The sequence below is a fragment of the Shinella pollutisoli genome (assembly GCF_024609765.1).
GTDB lineage: Bacteria > Pseudomonadota > Alphaproteobacteria > Rhizobiales > Rhizobiaceae > Shinella > Shinella pollutisoli.
On sequence record NZ_JANFDG010000005.1, the window covers coordinates 72,882 to 98,213 of the forward strand.

Sequence of the window (25,332 nt, forward strand, 5' to 3'; positions counted from 1 at the left end):
GAAAACCTGAAGTCTTGCTTCGTTATCGATCCGTTAGGGTTAATGGCTGGTAAAGGCCGGCCGCTTCGCGTCGCCGCCGGTGAAATTTTTATCGGCAACGCGGGCAGGGCGGCCGGCGTCGGTTAACCCTTGCGTTACCATGTTTGTTTACTCTGCCGACAATTCGCAGTGTCTGGAGTGGGAAAATGTCGGGGGTTCACGCAAGCCAGCAGGATGTCGATATCGACCTGGGCGGTCTCTTCGGCGCCATCTGGCGGAACCGCATGCGCGTGCTGCTGGCGACGGCGGCCTTCGCGGGCCTCGCCTTCGTCGGGGCGAGCCTCGTCACGCCCACCTACAAGAGCGAGGCGCGCCTCCTGATCGAGACGCGCGAGCCGGCCTTCACCACGGGCACCGACCGTTCGCCCGGCCGCGAGCCGCCCGTGCTCGACGAGCTCGGCATCGTCAGCCAGGTGCAGCTCCTGAAATCCGCCGACCTCATCAAGCAGGTCGCGCGCAACATGAAGCTCTACGAGCTGGAGGAGTTCGACCCGACCGCCAGGCCCTCGGCGCTGTCCGACCTGCTCGTCCTCGTCGGGATCAAGAAGAACCCGCTGGAGCTCGCGCCCGAGGAGCGGGTGCTGAAGGAGTTCAACGAGAAGCTCGTCGTCTACCAGGTCGAGAAGTCGCGCGTCATCGGCATCGAGTTCTCCTCGAAGGACCCGCGCCTTGCCGCCGAGATCCCCAACGAGATGGCGAAGGTCTACATGTCGCTGCAGAGCGGCGCCAAGCTCGACACCAATTCCGAGGCGACGCGCTGGCTGGAGCCGGAGATCGCCAACCTGCGCGAGAAGGTGCGCGAGGCAGAGCAGAAGGTCGCCGAGTACCGCGCGCAGGCCGATCTCCTGCCGACCGGCGAGAACGCCACCTTCGCCGTCAAGCAGCTGAACGACATCTCCACCGAGCTCGCCCGCGTGCGCGGCGAGCGGGCCAATGCCGAGGCGCGGGCGGAGAGCGTGCGCACCGTGCTGCAGGCGGGCGGCGCGCCGGACACGCTTCCCGACGTCGTCGGCTCGCAGATGATCCAGCGGCTGAAGGAGAGCGAATCGCAGATCCAGGGGCAGATCTCCGATCTCTCCACCTCGCTCCTCGACGGCCATCCCCGCCTCAAGGGCCTGCGCTCGCAGCTGGAAGGCATCCGCGGCCAGATCAAGGCGGAGACGCGGAAGATCCTGTCGAGCCTGGAGAACGAGGCGAAGACAGCGCGGTTCCGCGAGACGCAGCTCGTCCAGCAGCTCAACACGCTGAAGGCCGACACGGCGCGCGCCGGCGAGGACGAGGTCGGGCTGAAGGCGCTGGAGCGCGAGGCGACCGCCCAGCGCCAGCTGCTCGAGACCTATCTCGCCCGCTACCGCGAGGCGACCTCGCGCACCGGCAGCAATTCGACGCCCGCCGACGCGCGCGTCATCTCCGCGGCCGTCGAGCCGACCGAGGTCGCCTTCCCGAAGGTGCTGCCGATCACGCTCGTCGGCGGGCTTGCCGGCTTCGCGCTGAGCGCCATCGCCATCCTGCTCGCCGAACTGTTCAGCGGCCGCGCGCTGAAGCCGGTCGGCGGTGCCGTCGCGCTGCCGGCGCGCCGCGAGACGGTCGAGCCGGAGGCGGAGGCCGTTCCCGTCCAGCCCGGACGCCGCAAGGCGGCGCGGCCGCTTTCCGACGCGGGCGCGCTGCGCGACCTGCATGCGCCCGCCCGCTCGCTGCTCTCGGGCATCGAGGAGGAAGAGGAACTCGTGGAGGAGGGGGCGTCGCCCGCCATCGTCGCCGCGGCGGAGGAGGAGGGCGACTTCTCCATCCCCGCCGTCGCGCGCCACATCGTCGACAACAACATTTCCGTGGCGATCTCCGTCTCGCCCTCCGGCGACCGCGGCTCGACGGCCGCCGTCATGCTGGCGCGGCGCATCGCCGGCGAGCACCGCAAGACGATCCTGATCGACCTCACGGGCTCCGCCTGCCCGACGCGGCTGATGGCGCACAGCCTGCATGCGCCGGGCATCACAGACCTGCTCGTCGGCGATGCGGCCTTCGCCGACATCATCCACGGCGACCGGCTGTCCGGCGCGCATATCGTCCCGCGCGGCAATGCCAACATCAAGCGGGCGATGCGCGGCATCGACCGGCTGTCGATGGTGATCGATTCGCTGTCGGACGCCTATGACACGGTGATCGTCGAATGCGGCCCGGCGGAGGTCGAGGGCGTGCGCCGGCTCACCCGCGACGCCGGCACCGACATCATCCTCTCCATCCCGGGCGCCGAGGAGGACGAGATCGTCGCGCTGATCGGCGCCTTCGGCGAGGCGGGCTACAGCGAGATCGTGCTGATGACCGGCGAAAGCGCGGAGCCGCCGCGCCACCCGGGCCGCAAGGCCGCCGCGTGAGGCCTCAGTCCGCGTCGTCCTCGGCGCGCACGAATTCCGTCTTGCCGGAGCGGATGCGCTGGAGGAACGAATAGACCTGCGGGTTCTGCTTGATGAGGCGCTTGGCGCCGGCCTTCGCCCGGTGCACGGCCGCGATCGCGCTGCCGGCGACGGTCGTCGGCCAGAGCAGGTCGTGCTGCGGCGTCTCGGCGGTGCACCAGGAGCGCTTGTAGGGCTGGTCGCCGATGCCGAAGTCGAAGAGCCTGACGCCCTCGCCGCAGAGCTTGCGGATCGCCAGATGGAACAGGAACTCGCCCGGGCTCGCGTCGGCGGCGATCGTCTCGTCGATCGAGCCGAACTGGCAGATCACGTGGTCGCCCTTGCGCGACAGGCCGGCGATGGCGACGATGCGCCCGTCGTTCTCGCCCTTGAGGCGCACGGCATGCAGCTGCAGCGGGTAGGCGTCGGCGCCGGCCGGCAGGTCGACGAGCGCGCGGAAGAAGTTGCGCGTCTCCTCGTCGCGGAAGACGTCCGGCAGGCCCATCGTCTCGAAGCGGGCGGCCTTCTGGCGGAAGAACAGTTCGAGGAGCCTGCGGCCCTCCGCCGCCGTCTGCGCAACGACGTGCTCGTAGCCGCCGAGCGCCTCCAGCCGCCGCTCGGAATTGCGGAACTTCTTGCGCCGGCGCTTGGCGTTGACCTGCGCGAGCGTGCGGTCGAAATCCTCGAACAGCGCGAGCTGGAAGGCGGCGTTCTGGTTCAGCGTCGCCGGCAGGTCGGCGAAGGAATTGGTCTCGCCGCGCCATTCGAGCGGCACCTTCTCCAGCATGAACAGGTCGAAATAGCGGGCGAACTGGCCGCGCGCCCGGTCGAGCGCCTGTCTGAGGCGCGGCGGTGCGGCGAGGAATCGGAATTCCTCGGTATAGAGGCCGGTGTTGATGTTGCTGAAATCGGTGGCGAGGAAGCGGGCCGTGCGCACCGGGCCGTGGCGGACGATCTCCAGCGGCAGGATGAGCTGCGTGCGGCCCTCGGCCACGCCCTCGACGATCAGGAGCCGGCAGGCATGCGTCTCGGCCCAGGCGCGGCACCAGTCGTAGCTCTGGTGGAGCGACAGGTTGTTCTCCGCCTCCAGCGCGCGCCAGGCGGCCTCCAGCGGCTCCATGCGGTCGTGCAGGCGGATTTCGAGCGGCACGACGGAAGGGGCGCGCCCGCCGCCGGCGAACGGTCCGAAATGCCGCGCCGCGAGCTCCCGCTCGGCAGGCATGATCTGGAAATGGAGTTGCATCGCTCCCATGGCGTACCCTTGCTTTCGAAGCCGGCGACGCGATCGCCGCCAAGCTCACATTAGGCACTAGGCTTGCGGAAATGGTTTAAATCCAGTGGCTCCGCCCGCCTTGCCCCGGAAAAGTGGCGGGTGCGGTTAGCAATTCTCTAACGGATCGCCGAAAAGGCCGGAGGGTGGCCGGCGCCGGCGCTGCGCGCTAGAGTCCCGTGCGCAATCGCAGGACCATCGCCTCTGGTTTTTGCCCCTCGCCCTAACCCTCTCCCCGCAAGCGGGGAGAGGGGACCTGCCCCACGGGCGGCCGATGATCGAGGACGGCCGTGCGGCATATCTCCTTCTCCCCGCAGCCAAGGAGAAGGTGGCCGGCAGGCCGGAGGAGAGCCATATCCATAGGCGATAGCCTGCATACAATCGGGAGCATCGCCATGACAGAACCGGACCCTCGTGCCGCCCATCCCGTCGCGGGCGTCCCCCGCATCGGCTTCCTGAAGCCGATCGTCCGCTCGGCGCTGATCGAGGTCGGCGACTTCACCTATTACGACGATCCCGATGGACCGGAGCATTTCGAGGAGAAATGCGTCCTCTACCATTTCGACTTCATCGGCGACCGCTTGCGGATCGGCCGCTACTGCGCCATCGCCACCGGCGCGCGCTTCATCATGAACGGCGCGAACCATGCGCTGGACGGGCTGTCGAGCTATCCCTTCGCGATCTTCCCCGGCGCCTGGCGCGAGGCCTACGACCCGGAACATTTCGCCTCCGGCTTCAAGGGCGACACGACGGTCGGCAACGACGTGTGGATCGGCCGCGAGGCGACGATCCTGCCGGGCGTGACGATCGGCGACGGGGCGATCGTCGCCGCCGGTGCGATGGTGAGCCGCGACGTGCCGGCCTATGCGGTGGTGGCGGGCAATCCGGCCCGCGTCGTGCGGTACCGCTTCGACGCGGAGACCGTCGCGCGCCTCGTCGCCGTCGCCTGGTGGGACTGGCCGGCGGAGAAGGTGACGCGCAACATCGCGCTGATCTCCGGGGCCGACGTCGCCGCGCTGGAGCGCGCGGCCTGAGCCTCACCGGCCGGGCTTCTCCATCCATTTGATGATCAGCATGGCGGGCAGGATCCAGAACAGGCCGGTGAAGAGGAAATAGATAAGGTGGATCCACCAGGGCGATTGCCCGAGCGTCGCCGAGGCGACGGTGGTGGCGACCAGCGCATAGACGACGACGAGGACGATGATCAGCACGGTGCCGACCAATTTTCTGAGGCGAGGGGGCATAGACGGTGTTCCGGTTGGGCGCGACGGCATGCCGCAAAGAGTCCGGCCTTGTTTTGCACGGCCGGCTGGGGCAAATCAACGCCACGACCCGCAAGGGATGCCGAAGCACGTGCAATCCGCCGTTCACAGGGCGGAAAAGGGAGCCGACAGATGAGCGCCGTCACCGCCGCTTTCGCCGACGCCGACAGGATCGACCGCAACCGCCACCAGATCCGCCGCTGGCTCGGCCTCGTGCTGTTCACGCTCTTCGTGCTGGTGCTGGTGGGCGGCGCGACGCGGCTCACCGATTCCGGCCTGTCCATCACCGAATGGAAGCCGATCCACGGCGTCATCCCGCCGCTGACCGAGGCCGAATGGCAGGAGGAGTTCGCGCTCTACCAGCGCATCCCGCAATACGAGCAGATCAACAAGGGCATGACCGTCCACGAGTTCAAGACCATCTTCTGGTGGGAATGGGCGCATCGGCTGATCGCCCGGTCGATCGGCTTCGTCTTCGCCGTGCCGCTCGTCTTCTTCTGGCTTTCCGGCCGCATCGAGCGGCGGCTGCGCTGGCCGCTTGCCGGGCTGCTCGCGCTCGGCGGCTTCCAGGGCTTCATCGGCTGGTGGATGGTGACCTCGGGGCTTGCCGAACGGGTGTCGGTCAGCCAGTACCGGCTCGCCGCCCATCTCGTCATCGCCTGTCTCATCTTCGCCGGCACCGTCTGGGTCATGCGCGCGCTCTCGCCACACAGCGACGACCCGGCGCCGACGGCGACCTCGCGGCGCTGGGCGGCTGCCATCGCCTTCATGGCGCTCTTCCAGATCTATCTCGGCGCGCTGGTGGCCGGCCTCGACGCGGGGCTTTCCTACAACACCTGGCCGCTGATGGACGGGGCGCTGGTGCCGGGCGGGCTCTTCGTGCAGCAACCCTGGTGGATCAACCTCTTCGAGAACCCGAAGGCGGTGCAGTTCGTCCACCGTATCGGCGCCTACGTGCTCTTCGCGCTGGTGCTCGTCCACATGGTCTCGTCGATCCGCGCGGCGCCCGAGACGACCCATGCGCGCCGCTCGGTGCTTCTCTTCGGCCTCGTCTGTCTTCAGGCCGCGATCGGCATCCTGACGCTGATCTGGCAGGTGCCGCTCGGCTGGGCGCTCGCGCACCAGGGCGGCGCGCTCGTCGTCCTCGGCTTCGCGGTGGCCCACTGGCGCGGCTTCGTCGGGGAATATCCGCGGTAAGGGGGAATTCCCTCATCCCGCTGCCGCGTCTCCGCCATCCTTCTCCCCGCCGGGGAGAAGGTGGCCCGAAAGGGCCGGATGAGGGGGCAACGCATCGGTTCGCCTTCGGCGCCCCCTCGTCCCGCTGCCGCGACCTTCTCCCCGGCGGGGAAAAGGGGCGGACGGCGCCCTCACAATTTCATATGCGATCGACCTGCCGCTTGCGGGGAAAAGGTCGCGGCAGCGGGATGAGGGGCTGACCTTACCCCCGCAGCATCAGGTCCATGTTCTGCACCGCCGCCCCGGACGCGCCCTTGCCGAGATTGTCGAGCAGTGCGACGAGGTTGACGTGCGGCGCGCCGGCGGTGCCGAAGACGTAGAGCTTCATCCGGTCCGAATCGGCAAGCTCCACCGCGTTGACGCGGGAGAGCGCGGCGCTCTCCTTGAGGTCCACCACCTCGACGATGTCCTGGCCGGCGTAGTGGTCGGCGAGCACCGCATGGATCGAGCCGAGCGAGGCGTGGTCGTTGAGGTCGGGGAGGTGCAGCGGCACCTGCACGATCATGCCCTGCGGGAAGCGCCCGACGGAGGGCGAGAACAGCGGCGCGCGGGAAATGAGGCCGTGCACCTGCATCTCCGGCACGTGCTTGTGCTTGAGCGGCAGGCCGTAGAGGAAATGCGGCGAGTCGATGTGCTCGGGATGGTTTTCATCCTCCATCTGCGCGATGAGCTGCTTGCCGCCGCCGGTATAGCCGGAGACGGCGTTGACCGTCACGGGATAGTCCTCCGGCAGGACGCCGGCCATGCGCAGCGGGCGCAGGAGGCCGATCGCGCCGGTCGGATAGCAGCCGGGATTGGCGACGAGGCGGGCGCCGGCGATCTTTCTCGCCTGGCCGCGGTCCATCTCGGCGAAGCCGTAGGTCCAGTCGGGGGCGACGCGATGCGCCGTCGAGGTGTCGATGACGCGCACCCTGTTGTTGCCCTCGATCATGGCGACGGCCTCTCTCGCCGCGTCGTCCGGCAGGCAGAGGATGGCGATGTCGGCGCTGTTCAGCAGGTCCTCGCGAAGCTGCGCGTTGCGGCGCTCGGCCTCGGGAATCGAGATGAGGTCCACATCGCCGCGGCCGGCCATGCGGGTGCGGATCTGCAGGCCCGTCGTGCCGTGCTCGCCATCGATGAAGATCTTCGGTTTCATCTGCCGCTCCTTTGCTGGTGCTTCGCTATAGAGCATTTCCAGCAAAAGTGCGAAGCGGTTTTGCGGAGGGACAATGCGTAAGAACTAAGGAGACAGGCCCGTTCATCGCCGCTCCGCGAGCCATTCCGCGCGTAGCCCCAGCATGTACATGGCGACCGCCGATCCGGCGATGGCGGTGATGTCGGCATGGTCGTAGGCGGGCGCCACCTCGACCACGTCGGAGCCCGCCACGTGCAGCGCGCCGAGCTTGCGCAGCACCGACAGGATCTTCGCGCTCGACGGGCCGCCGGCGACCGGCGTGCCGGTGCCGGGCGCAAACGCCGGATCGAGGCAGTCGATGTCGAAGGTGAGGTAGGTCGGGGCCGAGCCGACGTGGCGGACGATCTCCTCGGCGATCGCCGCGGCGCCCATCTCCTCCACCTCGTAGCCGTAGAGGATGCGGATGCCGCAATCCTCCGGCGCATGGGTGCGGATGCCGACCTGGATGGAGCGCTCGGCATCGATCAGCCCCTCGCGCACGGCGGTGCCGACGAAGGAGCCGTGGTCGATGCGGCCCTTCTCGTCCGGCCAGGTGTCCTGGTGCGCATCGAACTGGACGAGGGCGAGGGGGCCATATTTCTCCGCATGCGCCCTGAGCAGCGGCAGGGTGACGAAATGGTCGCCGCCGAGGGTCAGCAGGTAGGCGCCCGATTTCAGGATCTTCCGCGCCTCGCGCTCGATGGTGGCCGGCGTCTTGCGGTGGTCGCCGTAGTCGAGCAGGCAATCGCCGTAGTCGATAACGGCCATGTCGGCGAACAGGTCGCGCTCGAAGGGATATTGCGGGTCGTTGTCCATGATGGCCGAGGCGCGGCGGATCGCCTGCGGCCCGAAGCGCGCGCCCGGCCGGTTGGAGGTCGCCGCATCGAAGGGAATGCCCCAGACGACCGCGTCCGCGTCCCGCAGCACCTTGGTATAGCGCCGCCGCATGAAGGAGAGGACGCCGGCATGGGTCGGGTCCGATGCGGCGCTCTTCAGCGTGCGGGCGGTGACGGCGTGGTCGATGGTCCTGTTGGCCATGGCGAGGTTCCTCCGGAGTTGGCGGACGTTCGCCAATCGCGCGGGCGATGGCAAGGGGGCGTGGGTGAAAAGGCCGAATGGCCCCCTCATCCGCCTGCCGGCACCTTCTCCCCGAGGGGAGAAGGGGAAAACCGCCGCGCTGCGAACCTCCTTCTCCCCACCGGAAAGAAGGTGGCCCGAAGGGCCGGATGAGGGGGCGAGCAGCAAACGAAAAGGCCGGGGCAAAACCCCGGCCTTTCCCGAAAGACGATCGTCCGAGCGGCTTAGCGCTTGGAGAACTGGAACGAACGGCGGGCCTTGGCACGGCCGTACTTCTTGCGCTCGACGACGCGCGAGTCGCGGGTCAGGAAGCCGCCCTTCTTGAGGATGGCGCGCAGCGCCGGCTCGTAGTAGGTCAGCGCCTTGGAGATGCCGTGACGGACGGCGCCGGCCTGGCCGGAGAGGCCGCCGCCGGCAACCGTGGCGTCGACGTCGAACTGGCCGTCGCGGGCCGCCGCGATGATCGGCTGCTGCAGGATCATCTGCAGGACCGGACGGGCGAAATAGGCGTCGAAGGCCTTGCCGTTGATGGTGATCTTGCCGGAGCCCGGCTTGACCCAGACGCGGGCGACGGCGTCCTTGCGCTTGCCGGTGGCATAGGCGCGGCCCTGGGCGTCGACCTTCTTGACGTGGACCGGGGCGGAGGCGGCCGGAGCGTCGGTGCCGGTGACGCCGAGGTCCTTGAGCGAGGAGAGATCGGCCATTGTCAGGCGCTCCTTGTGTTCTTGCTGTTCAGAGCGGCGACGTCGAGGGCGACGGGCTGCTGGGCTTCGTGCGGATGGTTCGGGCCGGCATAGACACGCAGGTTCTTCATCTGGCGGCGGCCGAGGGGGCCGCGCGGAACCATGCGCTCGACTGCCTTCTCAAGGACGCGCTCGGGGAAGCGGCCTTCGATGATCTGGCGCGCGGTGCGCTCCTTGATGCCGCCGGGATAGCCGGTGTGCCAGTAGTAGGTCTTGTCGGAATACTTCTTGCCGGTCAGGACGACCTTCTCCGCATTGATGACGATGACGTTGTCGCCGTCATCGACGTGGGGCGTGTAGGTCGCCTTGTGCTTGCCGCGCAGGCGGTTGGCGATGAGGGTAGCGAGGCGGCCGACGACGAGCCCTTCGGCGTCGATGAGGATCCACTTCTTCTCTACCTCGGCGGGCTTCTGGACGAAGGTTGCCATGGGAGGTGCTCTTTCTCTGGAAACCCGGAACCCTTGCGGGCCGGGCGTTTCTTGTTGCTTGGCTTGGCGCCCCGCGGACGCCAAAAATCGAACGCGGCCACCGGGGACCGCGATCGAGGCGGCTTATAGGCGAGGCGGGGCATCGCGTCAAGAGGAGGCATTCCGGCAGCCTGCAAGATAAATTAATGAAAACAATATGTTATGAAAAAGGTATTTGGATACCACACATTATCGCGGCGGAATCGAATAGGTCGCCGTGGCATGCGCGACCAGATCGTCGGGATCGGCGCCATGGATCGCGGCCTCCACCACCGCCAGCCGCTTGCCGAGCTTGAGGATGCGGCAGGCGCAGGTGAGCGGCCCCGGCTCGGGCCGGCGCAGGAAGTTGATGTTGAGATTGGTGGTGACGGCGAGCGCCACCGGTCCGATATGCGCGAGCACCGCGCAATAGGCCGCGACGTCGGCAAGCGCGAACATGGTCGGACCCGAGATCGTGCCGCCGGGGCGCAGGTGCCGTTCGTTCGGCGCGAGCCGCATCACGACCGTCCCCGGCCCGACCTCCGTCACCTCGAACACCTTGCCGTCGGTGTGGATCTGCGGAAAGTCGGTCTCCAGGAAGCGGTTGAGCGCCTCCGGGTCCATGATCGGCGTCAGTGTCACGATGCGTGTCCTCCTTCTATCCCCGCCGTTACAGACCGGATTTCCGCGCCCGGCAAGCCCCCTGAAAGTCTAGGCCGCGACTCTTGAAACCCGCCGCCGCCGGGCGTAGGACCGAAGAAAGAGACGGAGGAGCGTGCGATGGCGGATGTGGTTTCGTTCAGGAAAGAGGAGCGGACGGGCCTCGTGCGGGCGGAGCGCAGCGGGCCGGTGCTGCGGCTGACGCTCGACAATCCGCCGGCGAACGTGCTGTCGATCGCGCTGATGGAGGCGCTGGGCGCCGCACTCGACGCCGCGGCGGAAGACGGGACGGTGCGCGTCGTCGTCGTCGCCTCGACCGGCAACCTCTTCTCCGCCGGCCACGACCTCAAGGAGATGACCGCGCACCGCGCCGATCCGGACGGCGGGCGCGCCTTCTTCGAGAAGACCATGCGCATGGCCGCCGACCTGATGCTGAAGATCGCCGGCCTGCCGCAGCCGGTGGTGGCCGAGATCGACGGGCTGGCGACGGCCGCCGGCTGCCAGCTCGTGGCGAGCTGCGATCTGGCGATCTGCACCGACACCTCCACCTTCTGCACGCCGGGCGTCAATATCGGCCTGTTCTGCTCGACGCCGATGGTGGCGGTGACGCGTGCCGCCCATCCCAAGCAGGCGATGGAGATGCTGCTGACCGGCGAGACCATCGACGCCTCGACGGCCAAGGATTTCGGCCTCGTCAACCGCATCGTGCCGAGACAGTACCTGCGCCAGGTGATCGACAAATACGCTTCCGTCATCGCCTCCAAGTCGCCGCAGGCGCTGCGGATCGGCAAGGCCGCCTTCCGCGCCCAGGCCGGCCTGCCGCTGCCCGAGGCCTACGACCTCGCCGTGGCGACGATGGTGGACAACATGCTCGCCGACGACGCGAAGGAAGGCATCGGCGCCTTCCTCGGCAAGCGCATGCCGGAATGGGGCAAGTGACGGCTGCCTAGCTGTAGTGATAGCGGCAGGCGGCGATTTCCAGCACCTGCGCCGTCCCGCCGCCCGCGACCCGGTAGACCAGCCGGTGCTCCTGCGTGATGCGGCGCGACCAGAAGCCCTTGAGCTCGCCGCGCAGCGGCTCCGGCTTGCCGATGCCCGCAAAGGGCTCGCGCCGGCAAGCCTTGATCAGGCCGACGATCTTTTCCGCCGTCTTGCGGTCGTTCTCCAGCCACCAGACGAAATCGGCCCAGGCGTCGGGCGAGAAGGTGATGTTCATTTGCCGGCGGCGGCAAGCTCGTCGATCGTCTTCGCAGTGCCGTGACCTGCATCGAGCGACGCGATGGACCGGAGCAGGCGGTCGCGGTTGGCGGGGCTCGCCATCAGGTGCATCGTCTCCTTCCAGCTCTCGAAGTCGGCAAGCGACATGATCACCATCGGCTCGCGGTTCTGCCGGGTGACGATGATCTCGTCGCGGTCGGCTTCGAGGCTGTCGAAGTGTTTCGCCATGTTCGCGCGCAGTTCGGAAAGGCTGAGGACCTTCATTCTCGTGCTCCAATGTACGTAAATTCGTACAATACAGGATCGGCCGCCGGCGTTCAACGACTATCCGAGCTTCAGCACCAGCACGCCCGCGGCGATCACCGTCGCCGCTGCGTAGCGCCAGGGGCTTGCCTTCTCCTTGAGGATCAGCACGGAGATGAGGAGGGCGAAGAGGATGGCGGTCTCGCGCAGCGCCGCGACGGTGGCGACCGGGGCTTTGGTCATCGCCCAGAGCGCCAGGCCGTAGGAAGCGATGGAGCCGGCGCCGGCGAAGAGGCCGCGTCTCCAGGTGCGCCGGACGTGGCCCCAGACGGGAGCCGCGCCGCGCCGGGCGACCGCCCAGGAAAAGAGCAGCACGGGCGGCAGGAGCGACATCCACAGCGTGTAGGAGACGGCGTTGCCGGAGATGCGCGCGCCCGCGCCGTCGACGAAGGTGTAGGTCGCGATCACCATGCCGTTGGCGAGCGCCAGCAGGAAGGCCTGCCTGCCGCCGTGGCGCGATTCGAAGGCGAGCGTCAGCACCCCCGCCGAGATGACGAGCACGCCGGCCATGGCCGCGCCCGACAGGTGCTCGCCGAGCACCAGCCCGCTCGTCATCGCCACGATCAGCGGCGCGGTGCCGCGCATCAGCGGATAGACGAGGCCGATGTCGCCCGCCCGGTAGGCGGCCGCGACGAGCTGGAAATAGACGAACTGCAGGAAGGCGGAGGCGAGGAGGAACGGGAAGGCCGCCGGCGCCGGCAGCGGCACGAACGGCAGGAAGCACAGCCCGACCACGCCGGCGCCGAGCGAGACCATGGCCGAATCGAGCGACTTGTCGGTGCCGGCCTTGACGAGCGCGTTCCAGGTCGCATGCAGGGCCGCGGCGAAGAGCACGAGGAAAAGGACGTCGAGCGGCAAGGAGGAACCTCGGAAAGCAGGCGGGCAGGGGACCACCATTCCCGCGAATGCGGGCGCTTTGCAATCGGGATTTTTGGCCGGCGGGCGGCGGATGTGACCCGCAACGGCACAGTCCGCCCGCCTTTGCGGCCTGCGGCGCTGTCGTCTTCTTCACGATTGCGCGCTAGGATATCCGCCGGACCAGAAGGAGGGGAGCGGTCACGACAGCCCGAGGAGGCATCGATGAACCACGATCATTACAGCGACTCCTATATCCGCGACATCCTGGGCAGCGTGCGCACGATCGCCGTCGTCGGCGCCTCGCCGAACGACGCCCGCCCGAGCCACGGCGTCATGGGCTTCCTGCTCGGCAAGGGCTATCGCGTCATCCCCGTCAACCCCGGCCATGCCGGCGGCACGATCCTCGGCCAGCGCGTCTTCGCCCGGCTCGCCGACATCCCGCAGCCCGTCGACATGGTGGACGTGTTCCGCGCGGCGAACCGCTTCTCCGCGGTGGTGGACGAGGTGCTCGCGATGCGGCCGCTGCCGTCGGTCGTCTGGGGCCAGTTCACCGTGCGCGACGACGCGGCCGCCGCCCGCGCCGAGGCGGCCGGCCTGAAGGTGGTCATGGACCGCTGCCCGGTGACGGAATATCCGCTGCTGATGCGCAAGGCCTCCTGAACGCGGAACCGGTTGACTTCGCACCGCGTTGCTCCAATTCTCCCGCGAAAACCAGGAGGCGGTGCGATGAATCATGATTCCTATCCGGACGGCTATCTCGCCGACATCCTGCGCCGGACGAAGGTGATCGCGCTCGTCGGCGCCTCGCCCAACCCGGAGCGGCCGAGCCATCGCGTCATGGCCTTCCTGCTGCGCAAGGGCTACCGCGTCATCCCCGTCAATCCGGGCCAGGCCGGCAAGGAGATCCTCGGCCGTACCGTCTATGCCAGCCTCGCCGACATTCCCGAGCCGGTCGACATGGTCGACGTCTTTCGCGCGCCGGAGGCGCTGCCCTCCGTCGTCGACGAGGTGCTGGCGATGAAGACGCGGCCGAAGGCGATCTGGGGCCAGCTCTCCGTGCGCCACGACGGCGCGGCGGCGAAGGCGGAAGCGGCCGGCATCGACGTGGTGATGGACCGCTGCCCGGCCATCGAATATCCGCGCCTCGTCGCCTGACGCGGCCGGCATAACGGCAGGCGTGGACAGGAGAAATCTCCCTTTGACCGGCGTGCGGGGCTCTGGAATAGTGCCTCGACTTCATGAGGGAGGCCTTCCAATGACCACGAACAAGCCCGGTTTCGCGACGCTCGCCATCCATGCCGGCGCGCAGCCGGACCCGACGACCGGCGCGCGCGCCACGCCGATCTACCAGACGACGAGCTTCGTCTTCAACGACACCGACCACGCCGCCTCGCTCTTCGGCCTGCAGGCCTTCGGCAACATCTATACCCGCATCATGAACCCGACGCAGGCGGTGCTGGAGGAGCGCGTCGCGGCGCTGGAGGGCGGCACGGCCGCGCTCGCCGTCGCCTCGGGCCACGCCGCCCAGCTCCTCGTCTTCCACACGATCATGCGCCCGGGCGACAATTTCGTCGCCGCGCGAAAACTCTACGGCGGCTCGATCAACCAGTTCGGCCACGCCTTCAAGTCGTTCGACTGGCAGGTGCGCTGGGCGGATCCCGCCGACCCGTCGAGCTTCGAGAGCCAGATCGACGACAGGACCAGGGCGATCTTCGTCGAAAGCCTCGCCAATCCGGGCGGCACCTTCGTCGACATCGCGGCGATCGCCGAGATCGCCCACCGCCACGGCCTGCCGCTCGTCGTCGACAACACGATGGCGACGCCCTATCTCGTGCGCCCGCTGGAGCACGGCGCCGACATCGTCGTGCATTCGCTCACCAAGTTCATGGGCGGCCACGGCAATTCCATGGGCGGCATCATCGTCGACGGCGGCACCTTCGACTGGTCGGCGTCCGGAAAGTATCCGGCGCTCTCCGAGCCGCGGCCGGACTATGCCGGCATCGTGCTGCACGCGACCTTCGGCAACTTCGCCTTCGCCATCGCCTGCCGCGTTCTCGGCCTGCGCGACTTCGGCCCGTCGATCTCGCCCTTCAACGCCTTCCAGATCCTGACGGGCATCGAGACGCTGCCGCTTCGCATGCAGCGCCATTGCGACAATGCGCTCGCCGTCGCCAAATGGCTGAAGGGCCAGGACAAGGTCGCCTGGGTCAACTATCCGGGCCTGGAGGACGACGCCAACCATGTGCTGCAGCAGCGCTATTCGCCGAAGGGTGCGGGCGCCGTCTTCACCTTCGGCCTCAAGGGCGGCTACGAATCGGGAAAACGCTTCGTCGAGGGGCTGGAGATGTTCTCCCACCTCGCCAATATCGGCGACACCCGCTCGCTGGTCATCCACCCGTCCTCGACGACGCACCGGCAGCTCAGCGAGGAGCAGCAGGTGGCCGCCGGCGCCGGGCCGGAGGTCGTGCGGCTTTCCGTGGGGCTGGAGGACGTGGCCGACATCATCGCCGACCTGGAGCAGGCGCTGGGGAAGGCGTGAGGCGGATTGACCCCTCATCCCCCTGCCGGGACCTTCTCCCCGCAAGCGGGGAGAAGGGGAACGGGGCAAGTTTTCCCGATGGTCGGAAAGCAGCGCGGCATATCCCTCTCCCCGCTTGCGGGGAGAAGGTGGCGGCAGCCGGATGAGGGGCCGTGTCCGCTCAAGGGACGATCACATGAGCACCGCACAGACCTTCGACATCGCCGCCATCGCGCCCGAGGAAGGCCGCCCCGCCGCGGACCGGCTGATCGCCGGCGATCCCGTCTTCCGCACCTGGAACATCGAGGAGGCGGACGGGCTCTATGCGGGCGTCTGGGAATCGACGCCCGGCAAGTGGCGCATCCAGTATGACGAGTGGGAATATTTCCACATCCTCGAAGGCCGCTCTGTCGTCACTGCGGACGACGGAACGGTCTTCGACCTCAAAGCCGGCGACCGGCTGATCCTCAGGCCCGGCTTCAAGGGAACCTGGGAAGTCGTTGAAACGACTCGCAAGGATTACGTCATCCGGCTTTGAACCGCTTTCTCACCATTCGAGGCGGAGCGCCTCCAGCCCGTGGAAATGATAGACGTCTTTGACCACGGGCTTTTCCGCGATCCTGAGGCCCGGCAGGCGGCGGAAGAGGATCGGCAGGGCGATGTTGAGCTCCAGCCGCGCGAGCGGCGCGCCGATGCAGAAATGGATGCCCGCGCCGAAGGAGAGGTTCGCGCCCTCGTCGCGCTCCGGCCTGAAGACGAGCGGGTCGGAGAATTTCTTCGGGTCGAGATTGGCGGCGGCGAGGATCATCGCCACCTTGTCGCCGCGCTTCAGCGGCACGCCGTCGATCTCCGCGTCCTCCAGCGCCCAGCGCTGGAAGATGTGCACGGGGGCGGAGATGCGCAGGCATTCCTCGACGGTGCGTTCCGTCGTCTTCGCCTCGGCGAAGAGGCGGGCGGGGTCGAGGCCGCTTTCGAGGATGGTGCGCACGGCGTTGCCGATCTGGTGCACCGTCGCCTCGTGGCCGGCGTTGAGCAGCACGATGGTGGTCGAGACCAGCTCGTCGTCGGTGAGCAGCTGGCCGCGATGCTCGGTGTGGATCATGTGGGTCAGCAGGTCGTCGCGCGGGTTTTCCCGTCGCTCGGCGATGACGCCGCGCACGTAGTCGGAGAATTCCGCCGCCGCCTTGTCGGCCGCGTCCTCGTCGGCGCGGGTGCGGCCGAACATGTACATGCGCACATAGGCGTGCGACCATTTGAGAAGCTGCGGCCCCATCGCGTCGGGAATGCCGATCATCCGGGCGATCATGGTGACGGGCAGGATGTCGGCGAAGGCGGAGAGGAGCTCCACCCGCCCGTCCTTCTCGAAGCGGTCGATGGTCTCGTGGCAGAGCGCGGAAATCTCCGGCGTCAGCTTCTCGATCTGGCGCGAGACGAAGGCGCGGTTGACGAGCGTGCGCAGCCGCGTGTGCTCCGGCGGCTCCAGCTCCAGGAGCGACCAGGCCTCCGCCGCGTCGAAGTTTTTCAGATGCGGCGACGGCTCCGGCAGGCCGAGTTCCTCGCGGCTGGCGATATGCAGGATCTGCCGGCCGAAGCGGCGGTCGCGCAGGAGCCCGTTCACCGCGTCGTAGCCGGTGAAGGTCCATTGCCTCTGCTCCTCCCACCAGAAGGTCGGACAGTGCGCGTGCAGCGCGGCATAGACCGGATTGGGGTCGCGGTAGAAGGCGGGGTCGCGGCCGTCGAGCGAGACGCGGCGGGTTGCGGGATCGATGATCAGGAAGGGAAAGGGCTTTGTCGTCATGGCCGAGCGGTAGCGCATTCGCGGCTTCGGGAAAACCGCGATTTTTCGCCTGCGGCATCCCGCCCGGCTTCACGCTTTCTTTACCCTGTCCCCGCATCGGCGGTGAAAATCGCGGGCTTGCCCTTACGGGTTAACCGCATTGCGGCATAGACGAGGCCAAAACGCCGGCCTGTCTTGAAGTCCTCTACCCTCACACTCTATGTAGGGAGGACGAAACTTGCTGATTCCCAACGCTTGGGCGAGGGTTTCAGGGCCACACCGATGAAGGATTGACATGAGAAATCCCGTAGATACCGCCATGGCTCTGGTGCCGATGGTCGTCGAGCAGACCAACCGCGGCGAGCGTTCCTACGATATCTATTCGCGCCTCCTCAAGGAGCGCATCATCTTCCTGACGGGTCCCGTCGAGGATCACATCGCCACGCTCGTCTGCGCGCAGCTCCTCTTCCTCGAGGCCGAGAACCCGAAGAAGGAGATTGCCCTCTACATCAACTCGCCGGGCGGCGTCGTCACCTCCGGCATGGCGATCTACGACACGATGCAGTTCATCAAGCCGGCCGTCTCGACGCTGTGCATCGGCCAGGCCGCCTCGATGGGCTCGCTGCTGCTCGCCGCCGGCCACAAGGACATGCGCTTCGCCACGCCGAACGCGCGCATCATGGTGCACCAGCCCTCCGGCGGCTTCTCCGGCCAGGCCTCCGACATCGAGCGCCATGCAAAAGACATCCTCAAGATGAAACGTCGTCTGAACGAGGTCTATGTCCGGCATTGCGGCCGGACCTACGAGGAAGTGGAACAGACCCTCGACCGCGACCATTTCATGAGCGCGGACGAGGCGAAGGAATGGGGTCTCGTCGACCGCGTCATCACCAGCCGCGAGGCGATCGAGGGTGGCGAGGGCGGCTGAGGCTCAAGGATTTGTGTGCGGGGCGTGGCGAATGTGACACAATTGTAATGGTGGCGGGGCTTTATCCGCGCGGCAAAGCCGTTAATATTGGTCATTAATGCTATGTTGATCTGTGACGGCCTAGCATTCGTCAGTTCGGTGGGGGATTCGTTGCCACCGGCCAAAGGGGCGAAGCCCCGTCCGGTCAGTACCCCCGAAGCCTTCCAAGGCGACGCTTTCCAGGGCGTTTCCGGCAAAGGCGGTTTGAGTGGTCCGGCCGTTCCCTCTCGGAATGGGCGGCGTGCTGGAAGGAAAGTGATATGAGCAAGGTCAGCGGCAGCAACGGCGGCGACTCCAAGAATACCCTTTACTGCTCCTTCTGCGGCAAGAGCCAGCACGAGGTCCGGAAGCTGATCGCCGGCCCGACCGTGTTCATCTGCGATGAATGCGTCGAACTGTGCATGGACATCATCCGCGAGGAGAACAAGACCTCGATGGTCAAGTCCCGCGACGGCGTTCCCACGCCCCAGGACATCATCAAGGTCCTCGACGAATACGTGATCGGCCAGCAGCAGGCCAAGCGCATCCTCTCGGTCGCGGTCCACAACCATTACAAGCGTCTGGCGCATGCCGCCAAGGGCTCCGACGTGGAGCTGGCGAAGTCGAACATCATGCTGGTCGGCCCGACCGGCTGCGGCAAGACCTATCTCGCCCAGACGCTCGCCCGCATCATCGACGTGCCCTTCACCATGGCCGACGCCACGACGCTGACCGAAGCCGGCTACGTCGGCGAGGACGTCGAGAACATCATCCTCAAGCTGCTCCAGGCCGCCGACTACAATGTCGAGCGCGCCCAGCGCGGCATCGTCTACATCGACGAGGTCGACAAGATCTCGCGCAAGTCCGACAATCCGTCCATCACCCGGGACGTCTCGGGCGAGGGCGTGCAGCAGGCGCTGCTCAAGATCATGGAAGGCACGGTCGCCTCGGTGCCCCCGCAGGGCGGCCGCAAGCACCCGCAGCAGGAGTTCCTGCAGGTCGACACGACGAACATCCTGTTCATCTGCGGCGGCGCCTTCGCCGGCCTCGACAAGATCATCTCGGCGCGCGGCGAGAAGACCTCGATCGGCTTCGGTGCGACGGTGCGCGCACCCGAGGACCGCCGCGTCGGCGAGGTGCTGCGCGACCTGGAGCCGGAGGACCTGGTGAAGTTCGGCCTCATCCCCGAGTTCATCGGCCGCCTGCCGGTGCTGGCGACGCTGGAGGACCTCGACGAGGACGCGCTGATCCAGATCCTCTCCGAGCCGAAGAACGCGCTGGTCAAGCAGTACCAGCGCCTGTTCGAGATGGAGGACGTGGAGCTGACCTTCCACGAGGACGCGCTGCGCGAGATCGCCAAGAAGGCGATCGTGCGCAAGACCGGCGCGCGCGGCCTGCGCTCGATCATGGAGAAGATCCTGCTCGACACGATGTTCGAGCTGCCGACGCTCGAAGGCGTGCGCGAGGTGGTCATCTCCGACGAGGTGGTCAAGGGCTCGGCCCGGCCGCTCTACATCTACTCGGAACGCTCGGACGAGAAGGCCAACGTCTCGGCCTGAGACCGGTCACCGACAGGAAGGACCCGCCTCGGCGGGTCTTTTCGTATGCGCCGGCAGCCCGCAAGGTCCGCGACAGGGCCGGCCGCTAGGCTTTGCTTCCTCCGGCCCCGGTGCCGCGCCGCCGGACTTGAAAAAAGGTTAACGGCACGCCACTTGTGGGTGGAAAAAGAACGCGGGACAGAGGGCTTCACGCGCTGTTCCGGGTCCCGGCAACGGGACGTTTGAAAGGACATGACATGACGAAAAAGACGTCTCAGCCGCAAGAGACCACGGCGTTCCCGGTCCTGCCGCTCCGCGACATCGTGGTTTTCCCCCACATGATCGTCCCGCTCTTCGTCGGCCGCGAGAAGTCGATCCGGGCGCTGGAAGAGGTGATGGGCACGGACAAGCAGATCATGCTCGCCACCCAGATCAACGCCTCCGACGACGATCCGGAGACCGATGCGATCTACCGCATCGGCACCGTCGCCAACGTGCTGCAACTCCTCAAGCTGCCCGACGGCACCGTCAAGGTGCTGGTCGAGGGCCGTGCGCGCGCGGAGATCGACGGCTACACCGAGCGCGAGGACTTCTACGAGGCGATGGCCCACGTGCTGGTCGAGCCCGAGGAGGACCCGGTCGAGATCGAGGCGCTGTCGCGCTCCGTGGTCTCGGAATTCGAGAACTACGTCAAGCTCAACAAGAAGATCTCCCCCGAGGTCGTCGGCGCCGCGAGCCAGATCGAGGACTATTCCAAGCTCGCCGACACGGTCGCCTCGCACCTCTCCATCAAGATCGTCGAGAAGCAGGAGATGCTGGAGACGACGAGCGTCAAGCTGCGTCTCGAAAAGGCGCTCGGCTTCATGGAAGGTGAGATTTCGGTTCTTCAGGTGGAGAAGAGAATCCGCTCGCGTGTAAAACGCCAGATGGAGAAGACCCAGCGCGAATATTACCTGAACGAGCAGATGAAGGCGATCCAGAAGGAGCTCGGCGACGGCGAGGACGGCCGCGACGAGATGGCCGAGCTGGAAGAGAAGATCGCCAAGACGAAGCTCTCCAAGGAAGCCCGCGAGAAGGCCGACGCGGAACTGAAGAAGCTCAGGCAGATGAGCCCGATGTCGGCCGAGGCCACCGTCGTGCGCAACTATCTCGACTGGCTGACCGGCATTCCGTGGAACAGGAAGTCGAAGATCAAGACCGACCTCAACAACGCGGAGAAGATCCTCGACGAGGACCATTTCGGCCTCGACAAGGTCAAGGAACGCATCGTCGAGTATCTCGCCGTGCAGGCCCGGTCCAACAAGATCAAGGGGCCGATCCTGTGCCTCGTCGGTCCTCCGGGCGTCGGCAAGACGTCGCTCGCCAAGTCGATCGCCAAGGCGACCGGCCGCGAATACGTGCGCATGGCGCTCGGCGGCGTGCGTGACGAGGCCGAGATCCGCGGCCACCGCCGCACCTATATCGGCTCGATGCCCGGCAAGGTCATCCAGTCGATGAAGAAGGCGAAGAAGTCCAACCCGCTCTTCCTGCTCGACGAGATCGACAAGATGGGCATGGACTTCCGCGGCGACCCGTCCTCGGCGCTGCTGGAGGTGCTGGACCCGGAACAGAACTCGACCTTCATGGACCATTATCTCGAGGTCGAGTACGACCTGTCGAGCGTGATGTTCGTGACGACGGCGAACACGCTGAACATCCCGGCGCCCCTGATGGACCGCATGGAGGTGATCCGCATCGCCGGCTACACGGAAGAGGAGAAGCTGGAGATCGCCAAAAGGCACCTCCTGCCGAAGGCGATCCGCGACCACGCGCTGCAGCCGAAGGAATTCTCGGTCACCGACGGCGCGCTGATGGCGGTCATCCAGCAGTACACCCGCGAAGCGGGCGTGCGTAACTTCGAGCGCGAACTGATGAAGCTCGCCCGCAAGGCGGTGACCGAGATCATCAAGGGCAAGGCGAAGAAGGTCGAGGTGACGGCGGAGAACATCCACGACTTCCTCGGCGTGCCGCGCTTCCGCCACGGCGAGGCCGAGCGCGAGGACCAGGTCGGCGTCGTCACGGGGCTTGCCTGGACCGAGGTCGGCGGCGAGCTGCTCACCATCGAGGGCGTCAGCCTTCCGGGCGGCAAGGGCCGCATGACGGTGACCGGCAACCTGAAGGACGTGATGAAGGAATCGATCTCGGCGGCGGCCTCCTACGTCCGCTCGCGCGCCGTCGATTTCGGCATCGAGCCGCCGCGCTTCGACAAGACCGACATCCACGTGCACGTGCCGGAAGGTGCCACGCCCAAGGACGGTCCGTCGGCCGGCATCGCCATGGCGACCGCCATCGTCTCCATCATGACCGGCATCCCGGTCTCGAAGGACATCGCGATGACGGGCGAGGTGACGCTGCGCGGCCGCGTGCTGCCGATCGGCGGCCTGAAGGAGAAGCTGCTCGCCGCACTTCGCGGCGGCATCAAGAAGGTTCTGATCCCGGAAGAGAACGCCAAGGACCTGGCCGATATTCCGGACAACGTGAAGAACAGCATGGAGATCGTCCCGGTCTCGCGAATGGGCGAGGTGATCGAGCATGCGCTGGTGCGCAAGCCCGAGCCGATCGAATGGGACGGCGCGGCCGCGGACGCCAAGGTCGCCCCGGTCGAATCGTCCGAAGAGGGCGCCGGCGCCGTCGCGCATTGAGCATAACGCCGGGTAAACGCCCGCCGTTTCTGTGCAAAAGTGAAAAGACCGGCCTCCGCGCCGGTCTTTTTTTACGGAAAAAAGTGCGTAAAGCCCGGTTTTCCAGGGATTTCCGCCGGATTCCGGTTGCGGGTGAGGGGCCGATGCGTATTCTGCCCCCCGACTTGTCATGAGTCGTTTTCGAACCGTAAGAAAGGGGTGGAAACATGAACAAGAATGAACTCGTGTCCGCAGTGGCCGAAAAGTCGGGCCTCTCCAAGACGGATGCCGCTTCCGCAGTCGACGCTGTTTTCGACACCATCCAGTCCGAGCTGAAGAACGGCGGCGACGTCCGCCTCGTCGGCTTCGGCAACTTCTCCGTATCGCGTCGCGAAGCCTCCAAGGGCCGCAACCTCTCGACGGGCGCCGAAATCGAGATCCCGGCGCGCAACGTGCCGAAGTTCTCGGCCGGCAAGGGTCTCAAGGACGCCGTCAACGGCTGATCCGATGCTCGGGCAGAGCGGTCATCCACTCCGCCGCCAATCCTGAATTCCAGGATCGGGGCCCGGTTCGCCGGGCCCTTTTTTCGTCGCTGTGGATCGTCGCACGGCTGTCCGGAAACTGTCATCGGCCTGTAACAGGACGGCCTCAGAACCGCCGGGTTCCCTCATACCGGACCCCGGAGGATTCTCATGAAGACCCGTTCGCTCACCGCAGCGCTCGCAGCGGCCCTTGCCGCCTCGGTGGCGCCCGCCGCCAGCGCCGAGCCCGTGTTCAACCGCATCGCCTCTTTCGCCGTCGCCGACAACCTGCCCGACGGCGCCGACAGGGCGACGCCGACCTCGTCCGAGATCATCGCGGCGTCCGAGGACGGCAACCTGCTCGTCTATTCCGACAGCCCGCTGAAGGCGATCGGCTTCATCGACATCACGGATGCCAGCGCTCCCAAGGCCGGCGGCGTCGTTTCCTTCGACGGCGAGCCGACCTCGGTCGCCGTCGCCGGCGGCAAGGCGCTCGTCGCCGTCAACACCCGCGAGAGCTTCACCAGGCCGTCGGGCCTGCTCGCCACGGTCGACCTTGCGGCGAAGGCCGTCGAGGCCACCTGCGACATCGGCGGCCAGCCCGATTCCATCGCCCTCAACAAGGACAGGACGATCGCCGCGATCGCCATCGAGAACGAGCGCGACGAGGAGGTCGACGACGGCGCCATCCCGCAGATGCCGGCGGGCGACCTCGTGCTCCTCTCCGTCAAGGACGGCGTCGTCGATTGCGGCTCGCTGAAGCGCGTCGACCTGACGGGGCTCGCCGCCGTCGCCGGCGACGACCCGGAACCGGAATTCGTCTCCTTCAACGATCTCGACGAGGTCGCCGTCACGCTCCAGGAGAACAACCACATCGTCATCGTCGACGGCAGGACCGGCGACGTGAAGTCCCACTTCTCCGCCGGCGCCGTCAGCCTCGAGGGCATCGACACGAAGAACGACGGCGCGCTGACCTTCACCGGCGAGATGAAGGACGTCGCCCGCGAGCCCGACGCGGTCAAGTGGCTGGACGACGACCGCCTCGTCGTCGCCAACGAGGGCGACTGGAAGGGCGGCGCCCGCGGCTTCACCATCTTCGGCAAGGACGGCAAGGTCCTCTACGAGAACGGCGCCGGTCTCGAGCGGGAGATCGCCAGGATCGGCCACTATCCCGACAAGCGCAACAAGAAGGGCATCGAGCCGGAAGGCCTGGAGGCGGCGACCTTCGGCGAGGACCGGCTGTTCTTCGTGCTCGCCGAGCGCGCCTCGATCGTCGGCGTCTACAGGGACACCGGCGCCGAGCCCGAGCTTCTCCAGCTCCTGCCGTCGGGCATCGGGCCGGAGGGCGCCGTCGCCATCCCCGGCCGCAACCTCTTCGTCACCGCCAACGAGACCGACCTCGTCGAGGACGGCGGCGCGCGCTCGCACGTCGTGATCTACGAGCGGGCGGAAGGCGAGCCGGCCTATCCGCAGATCGTCTCCGCCGAAAAGGACGGCGAGCTCATCGGCTTCGGCGCGCTCTCGGGCCTCGCCGCGGTCAAGGACCAGCCGGGCCGGCTCTATGCCGTCAGCGATTCGGTCTATGCCCTGCAGCCGACGATCTTCACCATCGACGCCGGCAGCAGGCCGGCGGTGATCACCGACGCGCTGCGCATCACGCGCAACGGCGCGGCCGCCCAGAAGCTCGACATCGAGGGCGTGACGCCGGACGGCGAGGGCGGCTTCTGGCTCGCTTCGGAAGGCGACGCCGACAAGCTCTACGGCCACGCGATCCTGCACGTGAACGGCAAGGGCGAGATCAGGAAGGAGATCGCGATTCCCGCCGCGCTGCGCGCCGGCGAGACGCGCTTCGGCTTCGAGGGCATCGCCAGCGTCGGCGAGCGCGACGAGCAGGTGCTGTGGATGGCCGTGCAGCGCGAATGGGGCGACGACGAGAAGGGCTTCGTCAAGCTCGTCTCCTACAAGCCCTCGTCCAAGGAATGGGGTGCGGTGCGCTATCCGCTCGAAAAGACGGAAAGCGGCTGGGTCGGCCTCTCCGAGATCACCGTCCACGGCGACCACGCCTATGTCATCGAGCGCGACAACCTGATCGGCCAGGCGGCGAAGCTGAAGAAGCTCTATCGCGTCGCGCTCGCCGACCTGAAGCCCGCCCCGCTCGGCGGCGAACTGCCGGTCGTCGGCAAGGAGGAGGTCCGCGACCTCATCTCGGATCTCAAGGCCGCCAACGGCTACGTGGTCGACAAGGTGGAAGGCTTCGCCGTCGACGCCGCCGGCAACGGCTTCGTCGTCACCGACAATGATGGCGTCGATGATTCCTCCGGCGAGACCCTGTTCTTCGGCATCGGCCCGATGAACGCGATGTAAAGGCGCCCGGCCTTGCCCTCCCTCGACGGGTCGGGCCGAACGCCCGGGTTGGGAGTGATGTGGCGGGCTGAAATATCGGTGGAAGTCACCCCAACCCGCCGCTACCTCCTCCAACGAGGGAGAGTGGGAGTGCAGGACAAGGCTTGACGAAGAACAGAGGCCGGGATCGCTGGACCCCGGCCTTTTCTGTATCGCCTGATGGACGCGAGATGAGGCGGCATATCCCCTCGATGGGAAGGGTAGGGCCGGAGGCCCGGGGTGGGGTGACGCGGCAGGCTGAAACGCCGGCGGAAATCACCTCCGCCCGCCGCTCCGCGGCGACCTCCATCAGGCGGATGGAAGCGCCATCGCGA

Annotated in this window: 24 protein-coding genes; 13 read left to right on the top strand and 11 right to left on the bottom strand. The window is 67.0% G+C overall.

Going from position 1 to position 25,332, the window contains the following annotated elements; translation table 11 throughout:
- Positions 1-185 precede the first annotated feature (185 nt).
- Positions 186-2,411, top strand: a complete 2,226-nt coding sequence (locus tag NNZ72_RS05725; RefSeq protein ID WP_257313906.1) for a Wzz/FepE/Etk N-terminal domain-containing protein — start codon at positions 186-188, stop codon at positions 2,409-2,411.
- Positions 2,412-2,415: 4 nt separating this feature from the next.
- On the opposite strand, the gene NNZ72_RS05730 is transcribed toward NNZ72_RS05725, so the two are convergent.
- Positions 2,416-3,681 (bottom strand): GNAT family N-acetyltransferase, encoded by a 1,266-nt coding sequence (locus tag NNZ72_RS05730; protein WP_257313909.1) that lies wholly within the window; start codon positions 3,679-3,681, stop codon positions 2,416-2,418.
- 413 nt (positions 3,682-4,094) lie between these two features.
- Here NNZ72_RS05730 and NNZ72_RS05735 point away from each other — a divergent pair, with 413 nt between their 5' ends.
- Positions 4,095-4,733, top strand: a complete 639-nt coding sequence (locus NNZ72_RS05735; protein ID WP_257313911.1) for a CatB-related O-acetyltransferase — start codon at positions 4,095-4,097, stop codon at positions 4,731-4,733.
- Between the two features lie 3 nt (positions 4,734-4,736).
- Here NNZ72_RS05735 and NNZ72_RS05740 read toward each other — a convergent pair whose 3' ends face one another.
- A complete protein-coding gene (locus NNZ72_RS05740) occupies positions 4,737-4,943 on the bottom strand; it encodes a DUF2842 domain-containing protein (protein WP_257313914.1) in 207 nt (68 codons plus the stop codon).
- A 150-nt stretch (positions 4,944-5,093) separates the two neighbouring features.
- Here NNZ72_RS05740 and NNZ72_RS05745 point away from each other — a divergent pair, with 150 nt between their 5' ends.
- Positions 5,094-6,158, top strand: coding sequence for a COX15/CtaA family protein (locus NNZ72_RS05745; RefSeq protein ID WP_257313917.1), 1,065 nt, complete (start codon positions 5,094-5,096; stop codon positions 6,156-6,158).
- A gap of 241 nt (positions 6,159-6,399) precedes the next feature.
- On the opposite strand, the gene argC is transcribed toward NNZ72_RS05745, so the two are convergent.
- The 5 genes from argC to NNZ72_RS05770 form a co-directional block, all read right to left on the bottom strand.
- Positions 6,400-7,332, bottom strand: coding sequence for an N-acetyl-gamma-glutamyl-phosphate reductase (argC, locus tag NNZ72_RS05750; RefSeq protein ID WP_257313920.1), 933 nt, complete (start codon positions 7,330-7,332; stop codon positions 6,400-6,402).
- Between the two features lie 102 nt (positions 7,333-7,434).
- Positions 7,435-8,388 carry an agmatinase gene (gene speB / locus NNZ72_RS05755; RefSeq protein WP_257313922.1) on the bottom strand — a complete coding sequence of 318 codons (954 nt, stop codon included), beginning with the start codon at positions 8,386-8,388 and terminating at the stop codon, positions 7,435-7,437.
- A gap of 263 nt (positions 8,389-8,651) precedes the next feature.
- The gene (gene rpsI / locus NNZ72_RS05760) at positions 8,652-9,131 is read right to left on the bottom strand and encodes a 30S ribosomal protein S9 (protein WP_257313924.1); all 480 of its coding nucleotides are present in this window, start codon (positions 9,129-9,131) and stop codon (positions 8,652-8,654) included.
- A gap of 2 nt (positions 9,132-9,133) precedes the next feature.
- Positions 9,134-9,598, bottom strand: a complete 465-nt coding sequence (rplM, locus tag NNZ72_RS05765; protein WP_257313928.1) for a 50S ribosomal protein L13 — start codon at positions 9,596-9,598, stop codon at positions 9,134-9,136.
- Between the two features lie 228 nt (positions 9,599-9,826).
- Positions 9,827-10,258, bottom strand: a complete 432-nt coding sequence (locus NNZ72_RS05770) for a PaaI family thioesterase (protein WP_257313931.1) — start codon at positions 10,256-10,258, stop codon at positions 9,827-9,829.
- A 138-nt stretch (positions 10,259-10,396) separates the two neighbouring features.
- Here NNZ72_RS05770 and NNZ72_RS05775 point away from each other — a divergent pair, with 138 nt between their 5' ends.
- Entirely contained in the window at positions 10,397-11,215 is an 819-nt protein-coding gene (locus NNZ72_RS05775) for an enoyl-CoA hydratase (protein WP_257313933.1), read from the top strand.
- A 7-nt stretch (positions 11,216-11,222) separates the two neighbouring features.
- Here the strand turns inward: NNZ72_RS05775 and NNZ72_RS05780 are convergent, their stop codons facing one another.
- Genes NNZ72_RS05780 through NNZ72_RS05790 form a run of 3 tightly spaced genes read right to left on the bottom strand, consistent with a single transcriptional unit; the run spans position 11,223 to position 12,655 of the window.
- On the bottom strand, positions 11,223-11,492 hold the full coding sequence (locus tag NNZ72_RS05780) for a Txe/YoeB family addiction module toxin (protein ID WP_257313935.1): 270 nt from the start codon (positions 11,490-11,492) through the stop codon (positions 11,223-11,225).
- Complete coding sequence (locus NNZ72_RS05785; protein WP_257313937.1) at positions 11,489-11,758, bottom strand: type II toxin-antitoxin system Phd/YefM family antitoxin; 270 nt, start codon at positions 11,756-11,758, stop codon at positions 11,489-11,491. Before NNZ72_RS05785 ends, NNZ72_RS05780 begins: the two co-directional genes overlap by 4 nt.
- Positions 11,759-11,818: 60 nt before the next feature.
- Positions 11,819-12,655 (bottom strand): EamA family transporter, encoded by an 837-nt coding sequence (locus tag NNZ72_RS05790; RefSeq protein WP_257313940.1) that lies wholly within the window; start codon positions 12,653-12,655, stop codon positions 11,819-11,821.
- A gap of 222 nt (positions 12,656-12,877) precedes the next feature.
- Here NNZ72_RS05790 and NNZ72_RS05795 point away from each other — a divergent pair, with 222 nt between their 5' ends.
- The 4 genes from NNZ72_RS05795 (at position 12,878) to NNZ72_RS05810 (ending at position 15,711) form a co-directional block, all read left to right on the top strand.
- Positions 12,878-13,315: a CoA-binding protein gene (locus NNZ72_RS05795; RefSeq protein ID WP_257313942.1), complete on the top strand. Its 438-nt coding sequence runs from the start codon at positions 12,878-12,880 to the stop codon at positions 13,313-13,315.
- Positions 13,316-13,381: 66 nt separating this feature from the next.
- The gene (locus tag NNZ72_RS05800; RefSeq protein ID WP_257313946.1) at positions 13,382-13,810 is read left to right on the top strand and encodes a CoA-binding protein; all 429 of its coding nucleotides are present in this window, start codon (positions 13,382-13,384) and stop codon (positions 13,808-13,810) included.
- A gap of 100 nt (positions 13,811-13,910) precedes the next feature.
- Positions 13,911-15,194 carry an O-acetylhomoserine aminocarboxypropyltransferase gene (locus NNZ72_RS05805; protein ID WP_257313949.1) on the top strand — a complete coding sequence of 428 codons (1,284 nt, stop codon included), beginning with the start codon at positions 13,911-13,913 and terminating at the stop codon, positions 15,192-15,194.
- A gap of 175 nt (positions 15,195-15,369) precedes the next feature.
- Entirely contained in the window at positions 15,370-15,711 is a 342-nt protein-coding gene (locus NNZ72_RS05810) for a cupin domain-containing protein (protein WP_257313952.1), read from the top strand.
- Between the two features lie 9 nt (positions 15,712-15,720).
- Here NNZ72_RS05810 and NNZ72_RS05815 read toward each other — a convergent pair whose 3' ends face one another.
- Positions 15,721-16,989 carry a cytochrome P450 gene (locus tag NNZ72_RS05815; protein ID WP_257313955.1) on the bottom strand — a complete coding sequence of 423 codons (1,269 nt, stop codon included), beginning with the start codon at positions 16,987-16,989 and terminating at the stop codon, positions 15,721-15,723.
- 256 nt (positions 16,990-17,245) lie between these two features.
- Here NNZ72_RS05815 and clpP point away from each other — a divergent pair, with 256 nt between their 5' ends.
- The 5 genes from clpP to NNZ72_RS05840 all read left to right on the top strand — a co-directional run bounded on the left by clpP (position 17,246) and on the right by NNZ72_RS05840 (position 24,979).
- On the top strand, positions 17,246-17,878 hold the full coding sequence (clpP, locus tag NNZ72_RS05820) for an ATP-dependent Clp endopeptidase proteolytic subunit ClpP (protein ID WP_257313957.1): 633 nt from the start codon (positions 17,246-17,248) through the stop codon (positions 17,876-17,878).
- Positions 17,879-18,177: 299 nt separating this feature from the next.
- Entirely contained in the window at positions 18,178-19,455 is a 1,278-nt protein-coding gene (gene clpX, locus NNZ72_RS05825; protein ID WP_257313959.1) for an ATP-dependent Clp protease ATP-binding subunit ClpX, read from the top strand.
- Between the two features lie 236 nt (positions 19,456-19,691).
- Complete coding sequence (gene lon, locus NNZ72_RS05830; protein ID WP_257313962.1) at positions 19,692-22,115, top strand: endopeptidase La; 2,424 nt, start codon at positions 19,692-19,694, stop codon at positions 22,113-22,115.
- Between the two features lie 206 nt (positions 22,116-22,321).
- Entirely contained in the window at positions 22,322-22,597 is a 276-nt protein-coding gene (hupB, locus tag NNZ72_RS05835) for a DNA-binding protein HupB (protein WP_257313966.1), read from the top strand.
- 189 nt (positions 22,598-22,786) lie between these two features.
- Positions 22,787-24,979 (top strand): esterase-like activity of phytase family protein, encoded by a 2,193-nt coding sequence (locus NNZ72_RS05840; RefSeq protein ID WP_257313969.1) that lies wholly within the window; start codon positions 22,787-22,789, stop codon positions 24,977-24,979.
- The last annotated feature ends 353 nt before the right edge of the window (positions 24,980-25,332 follow it).

Coding starts and splice junctions, on each gene's coding strand:
- NNZ72_RS05725 (WP_257313906.1), top strand. CDS start 186: ATGTCGGGGGTTCACGCAAGCCAGCAGGATGTCGATATCGACCTGGGC.
- NNZ72_RS05730 (WP_257313909.1), bottom strand. CDS start 3,681: ATGGGAGCGATGCAACTCCATTTCCAGATCATGCCTGCCGAGCGGGAG.
- NNZ72_RS05735 (WP_257313911.1), top strand. CDS start 4,095: ATGACAGAACCGGACCCTCGTGCCGCCCATCCCGTCGCGGGCGTCCCC.
- NNZ72_RS05740 (WP_257313914.1), bottom strand. CDS start 4,943: ATGCCCCCTCGCCTCAGAAAATTGGTCGGCACCGTGCTGATCATCGTC.
- NNZ72_RS05745 (WP_257313917.1), top strand. CDS start 5,094: ATGAGCGCCGTCACCGCCGCTTTCGCCGACGCCGACAGGATCGACCGC.
- argC (WP_257313920.1), bottom strand. CDS start 7,332: ATGAAACCGAAGATCTTCATCGATGGCGAGCACGGCACGACGGGCCTG.
- speB (WP_257313922.1), bottom strand. CDS start 8,388: ATGGCCAACAGGACCATCGACCACGCCGTCACCGCCCGCACGCTGAAG.
- rpsI (WP_257313924.1), bottom strand. CDS start 9,131: ATGGCCGATCTCTCCTCGCTCAAGGACCTCGGCGTCACCGGCACCGAC.
- rplM (WP_257313928.1), bottom strand. CDS start 9,598: ATGGCAACCTTCGTCCAGAAGCCCGCCGAGGTAGAGAAGAAGTGGATC.
- NNZ72_RS05775 (WP_257313933.1), top strand. CDS start 10,397: ATGGCGGATGTGGTTTCGTTCAGGAAAGAGGAGCGGACGGGCCTCGTG.
- NNZ72_RS05780 (WP_257313935.1), bottom strand. CDS start 11,492: ATGAACATCACCTTCTCGCCCGACGCCTGGGCCGATTTCGTCTGGTGG.
- NNZ72_RS05785 (WP_257313937.1), bottom strand. CDS start 11,758: ATGAAGGTCCTCAGCCTTTCCGAACTGCGCGCGAACATGGCGAAACAC.
- NNZ72_RS05795 (WP_257313942.1), top strand. CDS start 12,878: ATGAACCACGATCATTACAGCGACTCCTATATCCGCGACATCCTGGGC.
- NNZ72_RS05800 (WP_257313946.1), top strand. CDS start 13,382: ATGAATCATGATTCCTATCCGGACGGCTATCTCGCCGACATCCTGCGC.
- NNZ72_RS05805 (WP_257313949.1), top strand. CDS start 13,911: ATGACCACGAACAAGCCCGGTTTCGCGACGCTCGCCATCCATGCCGGC.
- NNZ72_RS05810 (WP_257313952.1), top strand. CDS start 15,370: ATGAGCACCGCACAGACCTTCGACATCGCCGCCATCGCGCCCGAGGAA.
- NNZ72_RS05815 (WP_257313955.1), bottom strand. CDS start 16,989: ATGCGCTACCGCTCGGCCATGACGACAAAGCCCTTTCCCTTCCTGATC.
- clpP (WP_257313957.1), top strand. CDS start 17,246: ATGAGAAATCCCGTAGATACCGCCATGGCTCTGGTGCCGATGGTCGTC.
- clpX (WP_257313959.1), top strand. CDS start 18,178: ATGAGCAAGGTCAGCGGCAGCAACGGCGGCGACTCCAAGAATACCCTT.
- lon (WP_257313962.1), top strand. CDS start 19,692: ATGACGAAAAAGACGTCTCAGCCGCAAGAGACCACGGCGTTCCCGGTC.
- hupB (WP_257313966.1), top strand. CDS start 22,322: ATGAACAAGAATGAACTCGTGTCCGCAGTGGCCGAAAAGTCGGGCCTC.
- NNZ72_RS05840 (WP_257313969.1), top strand. CDS start 22,787: ATGAAGACCCGTTCGCTCACCGCAGCGCTCGCAGCGGCCCTTGCCGCC.